A 9774-nucleotide genomic window follows, 5' to 3' on the forward strand; every position below is an offset into this window, starting at 1 on the left:
GCCATATTAATTTTAGTATTCAATTACACCTTATCCCGGCAATAACTGTATGAATTTAATGATATTATGCTTCATTTCAACAACATCTGATTCCAGGCAGCAATAGTATGGAACCAACTACTAATAGCATGAAAACTAATTGTATTTTACTTTAAGCATGACCAGTGAATTTGGAGGTAATGTAACAGTAGCCGTTTTACCCTTCAGCCTTATATCCTGCTCCTGGGGACTGACCAGCGCAGGGTTCTCCATAGAATTCCGGTCTGTCAAATTCCCTTTTAATACGGTAAGCTTGCCAGAACTTCCAATATTTTTCCAGCTATCCAGGGTTATTTCCCTGATCTTTGATTCCGTATCTGTATTGACCAGTTTAATAATGATCTCTTTTTTTGTACGGTCTGCCACAGCAGAAACATACAGCTGATCAGCACCTGAAATGGATTTATTGTCTATTGATGCTGAAAGTGTGTGCGTACCCTTATTGGTAGAAAACAGTTTTTGCACCAGGTAATTGGGTGTGCCATATACATTCAAATTATCTGCCCAAATTAGATCCGGTGCCCATTGCCAGCCTTCTGTATTGGCAAACAGCGGTGCATAAGAAGCCATGTTGACCACTGCAGCGTTACGCTCCAGTCCGGTCATGAAAGCAGCTTCAGCAATGGCGGCCTGCCATATATTTCTATTGCTTCCGGTAATCTTACCATCAACATGGGCTGCATATTCGCCAGCAAAAATCTTAGGCCCATTTCGGTCATACTGATCATAGCGGCCTGCATTTTTAAGGAACCAATCCGGCGATCGGTAATAATGTTCATCAATAACATTCGCATCCATCGCACGCAGTTCGCCATTTAAATAGCGGAAGCGTTCACTATCCGGGTCTGTGCCTGAACTATAAATGAGCTGGATCTCCGGGTATTTTGCTTTAATGGCTTGTTGAAAAACCTTGGCACGCTCCACATACTGAGGTCCCCAGTTTTCATTTCCAATGCCTAAATATTTTAAGTTAAAAGGCTTAGAATGCCCCATTTTTGCCCTTACACTACCCCACTCAGAAGTTACATCACCATTGGCAAACTCAATTAGATCAAGCGCATCCTGCACATAAGGATCCAACTGTTCTAAGGGAACCACTTCTGCGGTATTAAACTGACAGGCCATACCACAATTCAGAATAGGCAGCGGTGCTGCACCAAGGTCTTCCGCCAATTGAAAATATTCAAAAAAGCCAAGCCCGAAGGTCTGAAAATAGTCTGGCGCAGGGCGATGACTGAATTCTACATTCCAGCGGTTCATGATCAGCTGTCGTTCTTCAATCGGACCAATTGTTTTTTTCCACTGGTACCGGTTTGCCAGGTCAATGCCTTCCACAATGCACCCACCCGGAAAACGAATAAATCCAGGTTTCATATCGGCAAGCATCTGGATCATATCTGAGCGCATGCCTCCCTTACGTCCTTTCCAGGTATCAGAAGGAAATAAAGAGATCATATCCAAATCCAATAAACCCGTACCTTCAAACCAAATGTTCAGTTTCGCTTTTCCGGAAGCATCCGTTGCATCAAAGCTCATCCCCTGCTTTTGCCAGGTTCCGGATGTATCCGCAAGTTTAAAGTGCGTTTCAGCAATCGTATTATTTTGTTCATCAGTTAGCGAAACGTATAAGGTAACATGGCTGCGCTGCTGCCTGTACATTAAGGAGAAGTCGTAACGAACACCTTTTTTAATGCCCATCCCCTTAAACCCTTCATTGATGATACCCACGTCACCTTTCATAGCGGCATTAACATTTAACCTTAAAAAACGGGGGTTGGCAACCTGATTTTCCTGCCGGTTCAGTACCAGCACATCGCCCTCAGCGATCTTTTTCCCCTTTACAGACCATCCCATGAGCGGTTTAGCAAATTCAAAGGATCGGTTTTTAACCAATTCTGCATAAATACCACCATCTGCACCCATGTTGATGTCTTCAAAGAATACCCCCCACATGGTTGATGCAATTTCTGTATCAGCTTTGCCAGCCCGCACCAGTATACCTTCTTTTTTCTGCGCATTGACACGAATTACAGTACACAGTACCAGTAAGAAGATGATGTTTTTTTTAAAATTCATTTCAGGCGGTGTTATATTTTCAATCTGTCTATTTAGTCCTGTTGCCTTTCCTGGCAGAACGCTTCGTCTAAACATATTTATACCGCAACCCTAATGGCATCGCTAAAAAACCCAGGGTAAGGGGTAGTTTAAAATAAGAATTATACAGGCTCATATATTTGGTTAAATTTCCAATCCGCTCAGCAACACGTAAATTATTAATGTTGCAGATCAAATTAAGACCAATGTAGAAAAAATATATTAAACGTCAAACTAACATTTATTATTTTATGTAACTTTGAATAACCGCTTTGAATAACAGCTTTGAAAGTACGTATCAAAACTTAAGATCAAGCTAAGGTTAAAACCAAATCAATATATTCCTTTTTATGAAAAAAATACTCCCGTTTATCCTGCTGTTCTTTGCCCTGAGCAGCAAGCTTACTGCACAAACCAAAATTCAATTTATAAATACCAATGGAGATCCACCTGCAACCATAAGCAAGTATATATACAGCCACTTTGCAGAACATCTGGGTAGCGGCATCTATGGAGGTTTTTATGTAGGTGATACCTCACGGATCTCAAACACCAATGGCGTACGCAATGACATTATAGCCGCGCTAAAAATAATGAAGATCCCTTCGCTGCGATGGCCTGGAGGATGCTTTGCCGACACTTACCATTGGAAAGACGGGATTGGGGAAAAGACCGGTCGCCCGGCTATTGTCAACCGCTGGTGGGGCGGATCACTGGAGGATAACAGCTTTGGCACCCACGACTTCCTAAACCTTTGCGAGTTGCTGGATGCCGATCCGTATATGGCCGGAAATATAGGAAGTGGAACCGTACAGGAACTGGCAGACTGGGTACAATATGTAAGTACAGACACTAAGAACCCAATGTCTGATCTGCGCCGAAAAAATGGCAGGGAAAAGCCATGGAAGGTAAGGTTTTGGGGTGTAGGAAATGAAGCATGGGGCTGTGGCGGTAACATGACACCAGAGTACTATGTCAATGAATATAGAAAATATGCCACCTTCATGACGGACTGGACAAACTCCGATAAACTGTTCCGTGTAGCATCAGGAGCCAACGTAGACGATTACCACTGGACAGAAACGCTAATGAAAGGAATTCCTAAGAACATGGTGGAAGGAGTTGCGCTGCATCATTATTCATTTGTGGAATGGTCAAAAAAAGGATCAGCAACCAATTTCACAGAACAACAGTACTTTAAGACCATGAAAACGGCATGGCGGATGGAAGAACTGGTAACGAAGCACTCGGCTATTATGGACAAATATGATCCAGGTAAAAAGATTGCACTGGTAGTAGATGAATGGGGCGGCTGGTATGATGTTGAAAAAGGTACAAATCCAGGTTTCCTGTATCAGCAAAATACCATTCGGGATGCGATGATCGCCGGGGTCACACTAAATATCTTCAATAACCACAGTGATCGGGTACGCATGGCCAACCTGGCTCAATGCATCAATGTATTACAAGCAGTGATCCTAACCAATAAAGAAAAAATGATCCTCACACCCACCTACCATGTAATGGAAATGTATAACGTACACCAGGATGCCCTGCGAATACCGGTAAGCATCCAGTCGGAAGAATATACGCTGGGTACGGAAAAACTACCCGCAGTTTCTGCGTCCGTTTCTAAAGACAAAACAGGAGTAGTACACATCTCACTTACAAACATCAGCGCCAAAAATGCACAACCCGTAACTATCGACCTTGGTGATGGGAAATACCGTTCGGTAACCGGCAGGATTCTGTCGTCTGCAAAACTGCAGGATCATAATTCTTTTACTGAGCCGGATAAAATAAAACCCAATGTATTTAAAGGAGCTGCACTTAAGAATAATCAGCTTAACTTGTCCCTGCCTGCAACATCTATTGTTGTACTAACCCTCAATTAAACAATAGCCAAACAGCGCATGAAAGCGAAAAGCATTAAATCCAGTTGCTATCTTTTTTTCTGTTGTATCTTTCTGTTCAGCATCCATGCTTATGCACAGGAGCTAAAGATGAATATCCCTGTACACGATCCGGTAATGATTAAGCAGGATAGTATATATTATATCTACTGTACAGGTAATGGAATTGCAGTATGGTCGTCTGCAGACAAGCAGCATTGGAAAGCAGAACCAGCCGTCTTTTCCAGCGCGCCGCAATGGGCAGTTACTGCGGTTCCCGGATTCAAAAATATCATCTGGGCACCAGATATCTCCTGGCATGACGAGCGGTACTATTTATACTATTCCATATCTACCTTTGGCAAGAACAATTCCTGCATCGGGGTCGCCACAAATACCACCTTAAACACAAACGATCCAGCATATTCCTGGGTGGATCATGGTCAGGTAATTGGATCTGTACCAGGAAAAACCAACTGGAATGCAATCGATCCGAATTTGATTGCAGACCGTGACGGAACACCCTACCTTACTTTTGGGTCATTTTGGGAAGGGTTAAAAATGGTGCGCTTAACCAGGGACCGTCTGCATATTGATCAGCCAGTAAATACAATGGAGACCATTGCAAGCAGACAAACGAGGGAAAATGCGATAGAGGCGCCATTTGTGTTTCGAAAAGGAGAATACTTTTATCTCTTTGCTTCCATCGATTATTGCTGTAAGGGTGAACAGAGCACCTATAAGATCATTGTTGGACGGTCTAAAGAATTACCGGGTCCTTATGTAGATTCTAAAGGCGTCGCGATGAAGTCTGGCGGAGGAGATATTGTACTGGAAGGTGATCAGAATTGGTATGGGGCAGGCCATAATGCAGTAGTCAATTTCGATGGCCAGGATTACCTCATTTTCCATGGTTATTCAGCAGCAGATAAAGGTAGAGCCAAACTCCGTATCGAAAATCTAAACTGGAAGAACGGCTGGCCAGTTATACAATAATGATCAACGCTCATAAATAATCAATATTCTAAATAATGATCAACGCTCATAAATGATGATCAACGACATAATCAATGATCAATGCTCCCAATAGTGATCAACATTCTAAATCTTAAGAAAAATAACCAATGGAATATTACACTTAAGAGTTCAATACCACTGAAAATCAGACCACTACTTGGAATTAATAAATAAAATTGTATATCTTGGTCAAAACTATTTATGAAAAAAATTACGCTTCTCCTGATTTTATGTAGTGTATACAGCTATAGTTTTGCACAGCGCGACAGTTCCTCAGTATCCACGCAAAAAGATACACTAAATCAAATAAAACTAAACTCAATTGTCTTTTTAGAAATTTATGCCGGTTACTCTGCGGGGGTAGATGGTGGTCTTTCTTTAAACTATCAGTACAAAAAACAATTGTTCAGTCTTCGCTATTCAGGATCAATTGAGCTAAGTACAGACCCCGATAAATTCACCTGGCTTTTCCCGTTCATAGACCGTACAGAACTTACAACTGAAGTTGCTGCTTTATATGGATGGAGACGCATCACTAAGGGTCATTCATACAGCATTTCTGCAGGAGTATCACAGAGTCACAAAACTGTAGAATATGCAGATAAAACATTCGGACGGGAAGTATACAATTATACAGGCATTCCTTTAGAATTTAATATCAAATGGTTTAATAAGATTAAACGCGACCGTATCCTTGGCATTTTTCGCGTTGATAAACCAACAGCATTCAGCGGAAGCATAGGATTCAAATTATATGGAAATATTTCTAAATTCAGCACTGTCGGCCTTGGCCTTACCTATGGATTTGGATACCATAAAGTATACGAATAAATAAGAAAGTTTGGGCTTTTATTCCAATAAGATCGATGATCTCAAATTAAATTCAACCTTTTTACCTGCCCTTAAAATGGTAACTTTTGCGGTATCCTTACCCGCAGTAATACTTTTAAATGCATAACTGCACGCTTCATCTTCAGTCAAATTAGAAAGATCTGTTCCATCTATGTCAACAATCTCTTCACTTAATAAAAGCCCGGCCTTTTCTGCATCAGAGTTCTTATAGATCGCTCCGACAACTGGCTTATTATTTACAAATTTAACGTTAAAGCCAAATCGCTTAAGCTTGGTTTCATCAAATTCAGATTCTTTGGTCATATAAATTTTATGTGTATTCCAATCGATGACAACTTTATAATTTTTCAAAAAACGATTGCCTAGAATGCTTGATCCATTTTCTCTGAATTCAAAGACCTGGTCCTTTAGCACAACTGGTCCCATTTCCAGAGCAGGCACCTTTGAATGGATATTTGTCAAGTCTTTTCTTCCACCATACAAACCAGCACTTGTACTTCCGTAAGATTGTATACTTTTAAAATCTTTAATGACTTCCTTATAACCAGATGCCCCTAAATATAAACTTCCGTTAGAACCGGTATCGAAAGTAACCAGTGTTGTTTTATTTCCTATTTTAATTGGAACCAAGGGTGTGTTTTGGATCTTTTTAGGGCTAAAATCTACGACAGCGGTATTTTCAGCAATCGTAAAATTCGACAGGTCATTACTAATAGTTACCAACCTATTCTTATAATCAAGCTGCCAGATGGCTTTGGCCATTTGATTGGCACCGATAATCCCGTCAAATTTTAAGCAGCGCATTTCAAATACTTTATGAATATCCATCACTAAAGCACCAGTGTTCTCAAAACTAAGCTTCCCAATTTGAATGTTTGGGATCACAACCAATTCTTCCTTATTCTTATTGCCCTGTGAATCTGCCGTAGTTGAATTCGTTTGCGCTTTCAAATTCAAGATAGCCGCCAGTTCGGTAGAAAGCACTGTCGGTGCACCAGTATCCAGCAAAAAATTATAACTCTTGCCGCCAATGCTTACCTGTATAACCGGAACACCATTGTCAAAATTGAAAGGGATCTTCTCTACAAAGTCGGTCTGCTTCAGGCTTCCTGCCTGAAGAATATTCTTAACCGGACTACAAGAGCATAAAATGATCGAAAGCAGGAGGACACAAAGGATATTTTTCATAAATCAGCTTGATTTAACCCAATATACGCTTTGCGTTTAATTAACAGTTATTTAAGCTTAAAATTCTGCACCTGATCGTTTTTATTTTGCATTCAGCTTATTATAAACCAATTCTTTATAGGTCTGGCCAATAGGCAGTTCAATTTCATTTATTTTTAGAAAGTTCCCTTCCAGGTAGCTGTTTTTTTGCTGAGATACAATGTAAGACCGGTGGATCTGTATAAAAAGATCTTCAGGAAGGATCTTCTCCAAATTACTAACCCGCATTCTATTTTTGAGGATACTTCTCAGCAAGTTTTAACGCTTCGTATGCATTTACTATTCCACCACTAACACAAAGGTCAGTAAATGGAACCCGAATGCTCTCATCCCTTTCATTCTTATTTTTAACCTTTTGAGTCACCTTGGTCACGGACTTCATAATGATATCTCTGACTTCAAAAGGTTTCAGCTTCGGATAGTAGCTTAAAATCAATGCCGACAGTCCGGAAACCACAGGGGCAGCCATACTTGTTCCATCAAATTCCTCATACTTGGAACCAGGAACGGTAGAGTTGATCATAAATCCAGGAGCAAATACATCAACCGTATTCTTCCCATAGTTCGAAAAATCAGCTTTTAGTGATGCGTCGTTCGCATAAGCGCTCGCGCCTACCTCAATCCAGTTATTGGCATGCGGTAAAGTAAACTTAACCGTATCCATCACAGGTTTAACAGGTGCAGATCTTGAAGGTCTGCCCATCATTCCCTGCTGCTGCATTTGAGGAGTAGGTTTAAATGGAATAACAGCAGCTGCTTTCTTCTTCATCTCTTTTTTATGAGCGAGTGCTTCGGGGCTATCGTAGTATTTAGTAGGATAATTTTCTGTAATATCGTTATTGGCATTATCATTTCCTGCCGCATGCACCAACAACACGCCTTTTTCTTCCGCATACTTAACGGCTTCATCCACCACTTCCTTATTCCATTTAAAGCCCTTACCGAAACTCATGCTAATTACCCTGGCACCATTATCTACCGCATAGCGGATTCCATTGGCCACATCCTTATCACGTTCGTCACCTTCAGGAACAACGCGGATCGCCATGATGCTTACATTATTGGCAACACCATTAATTCCAATATTATTGCTTCTGTTCGCTCCAATGATACCAGATACATGCGAGCCATGCTCAGCATTTGGTCCGGACACATCATTGTTGCCATAGAACCGCTCTTTTGCATTGGCATAATCATCACCAACAAGTTCTTTTCTCTGGTCATATGCAATGTTCAGATTGTAACGAAGCATCACATCGTATTGCTTATAGGCCTCTTTCACTTCTTTATAGAACTTATCGATGCCATGACTATCTTTTGCACCACCACGAATGATCTTTTTGATTTGTTCCTCTTCTTCGCTATCTGCTGTATAGCGATCCAAATCTTCCAGTGAAGGCACCGCTTTATTATTGATCATAGCTACCGAATCCATAACCTTCTTGATCATGCTGTAAATGCTGAACGTCTGGTGTGCGACATTATATTTTTGTCCAAATTCTGCATTAGCACGTGTATACAATGCAAATTCCTCTTTCTGTGTACTGTCTAATACGGTAGATCTGATGGTAGATCTGTATTTAGGTGCATAATCTCTTAAGATCCTTACAAGTTCAAGGTTGTCATAAGCAAGATCACCCTTTTTAGAACCGATGAAATTCCATCCATGCACATCATCAATATAACCATTGCCATCGTCATCAATACCATTACCAGGGATCTCCTTTTTATTGGTCCACAGCACATCTTTCAGATCTTCGTGATTAACATCTACACCACCATCAATAACAGCAACGATTATCTTTTCCTTTGGCTTTTTATTTTTGAGTAATTCCGTGTATGCTTTTTCTGTACTGATACCGAAATAACCATCCTTAACAAGGTCGAGGTTATACCAGTTGGCAGGAAGCTTAACATCTTTACTTTGCGAAAACGCAGCAGCATTCAAGAACAAAAGAAGCCCAACAACCCATATCTCTTTAAATTTCATTTTTAAGTGCTTTTTAGAATTAACGTAAAATACAATTATACGGTTTTAATTATGTTTGAGTAAAGATTTAGCATTTTTTAACATTCAATCCAGGAGATTAAATAGTGTATTTTAAATCGTACAATTCACGTACATAACAATTAAAAAGCGATATAGTTGAACTATTTTGAAATACAATACAAGGGCAAAGAAATCATTATGTTTTTAACCATATTTAACATTTCCTAAAAAAATGGTTCAATACTTTAAAGATCTGCTCAATGAAAGTATGATTTGAAACCTGTTATAATTTTAAAAACGGTTATAAACAAGAAAACCCTGCAGCATTAGCTACAGGGTTTCTTTTAAGATCTGGCACCGACCTACTCTCCCACGTGTTACCGCAGTACCATCGGCTCTGGTGGGCTTAACTTCTCTGTTCGGAATGGGAAGAGGTGGACACCACCGATATAGGCACCTGAATATTTTTAATGTTAACGGACATCCCGCTGTACTTACCTTACGGTATACTGCAACTGTCCATAACAATGACATATTATTGAAAGAAGTTAGTTAGGAAGAACAAACAACAGTTCTATGCTCTTGAAAGCTTCGGATGATTAGTATTACTCGACTTTGATGTCACCACCTTTACATCTGTAACCTATCAACGTAGTAGTCTGC

Annotated in this window: 7 protein-coding genes and 1 rRNA gene; 3 read left to right on the forward strand and 5 right to left on the reverse strand. The window is 40.3% G+C overall.

What is annotated here, in order from left to right; genetic code table 11:
* Positions 1-135 precede the first annotated feature (135 nt).
* On the reverse strand, positions 136-2115 hold the full coding sequence (locus tag ATK78_RS16720) for an alpha-L-arabinofuranosidase C-terminal domain-containing protein (protein ID WP_133577249.1): 1980 nt from the start codon (positions 2113-2115) through the stop codon (positions 136-138).
* 368 nt (positions 2116-2483) lie between these two features.
* Here ATK78_RS16720 and ATK78_RS16725 point away from each other — a divergent pair, with 368 nt between their 5' ends.
* From ATK78_RS16725 to ATK78_RS16735, 3 genes are all read left to right on the forward strand, one after another.
* The gene (locus tag ATK78_RS16725) at positions 2484-4028 is read left to right on the forward strand and encodes an alpha-N-arabinofuranosidase (RefSeq protein WP_133577250.1); all 1545 of its coding nucleotides are present in this window, start codon (positions 2484-2486) and stop codon (positions 4026-4028) included.
* 18 nt (positions 4029-4046) lie between these two features.
* Entirely contained in the window at positions 4047-5021 is a 975-nt protein-coding gene (locus ATK78_RS16730) for a family 43 glycosylhydrolase (protein ID WP_133577251.1), read from the forward strand.
* A 222-nt stretch (positions 5022-5243) separates the two neighbouring features.
* A complete protein-coding gene (locus tag ATK78_RS16735; protein ID WP_133577252.1) occupies positions 5244-5873 on the forward strand; it encodes a hypothetical protein in 630 nt (209 codons plus the stop codon).
* 18 nt (positions 5874-5891) lie between these two features.
* Here ATK78_RS16735 and ATK78_RS16740 read toward each other — a convergent pair whose 3' ends face one another.
* The 4 genes from ATK78_RS16740 to rrf form a co-directional block, all read right to left on the reverse strand.
* Positions 5892-7082, reverse strand: coding sequence for an aspartyl protease family protein (locus ATK78_RS16740; protein WP_133577253.1), 1191 nt, complete (start codon positions 7080-7082; stop codon positions 5892-5894).
* Positions 7083-7163: 81 nt separating this feature from the next.
* Positions 7164-7349, reverse strand: coding sequence for a LytTR family transcriptional regulator DNA-binding domain-containing protein (locus ATK78_RS16745; RefSeq protein ID WP_133577254.1), 186 nt, complete (start codon positions 7347-7349; stop codon positions 7164-7166).
* Between the two features lies 1 nt (position 7350).
* Positions 7351-9111 (reverse strand): S8 family peptidase, encoded by a 1761-nt coding sequence (locus ATK78_RS16750; protein ID WP_133577255.1) that lies wholly within the window; start codon positions 9109-9111, stop codon positions 7351-7353.
* A gap of 349 nt (positions 9112-9460) precedes the next feature.
* Positions 9461-9572 (reverse strand): 5S ribosomal RNA (gene rrf / locus ATK78_RS16755).
* Positions 9573-9774: the final 202 nt, after the last annotated feature.

The organism is Pedobacter metabolipauper (assembly GCF_004362715.1).
Taxonomy (GTDB): Bacteria; Bacteroidota; Bacteroidia; order Sphingobacteriales; family Sphingobacteriaceae; genus Pedobacter; species Pedobacter metabolipauper.

Coding starts and splice junctions, on each gene's coding strand:
- ATK78_RS16720 (WP_133577249.1), bottom strand. CDS start 2,115: ATGAATTTTAAAAAAAACATCATCTTCTTACTGGTACTGTGTACTGTA.
- ATK78_RS16725 (WP_133577250.1), top strand. CDS start 2,484: ATGAAAAAAATACTCCCGTTTATCCTGCTGTTCTTTGCCCTGAGCAGC.
- ATK78_RS16730 (WP_133577251.1), top strand. CDS start 4,047: ATGAAAGCGAAAAGCATTAAATCCAGTTGCTATCTTTTTTTCTGTTGT.
- ATK78_RS16735 (WP_133577252.1), top strand. CDS start 5,244: ATGAAAAAAATTACGCTTCTCCTGATTTTATGTAGTGTATACAGCTAT.
- ATK78_RS16740 (WP_133577253.1), bottom strand. CDS start 7,082: ATGAAAAATATCCTTTGTGTCCTCCTGCTTTCGATCATTTTATGCTCT.
- ATK78_RS16745 (WP_133577254.1), bottom strand. CDS start 7,349: ATGCGGGTTAGTAATTTGGAGAAGATCCTTCCTGAAGATCTTTTTATA.
- ATK78_RS16750 (WP_133577255.1), bottom strand. CDS start 9,111: ATGAAATTTAAAGAGATATGGGTTGTTGGGCTTCTTTTGTTCTTGAAT.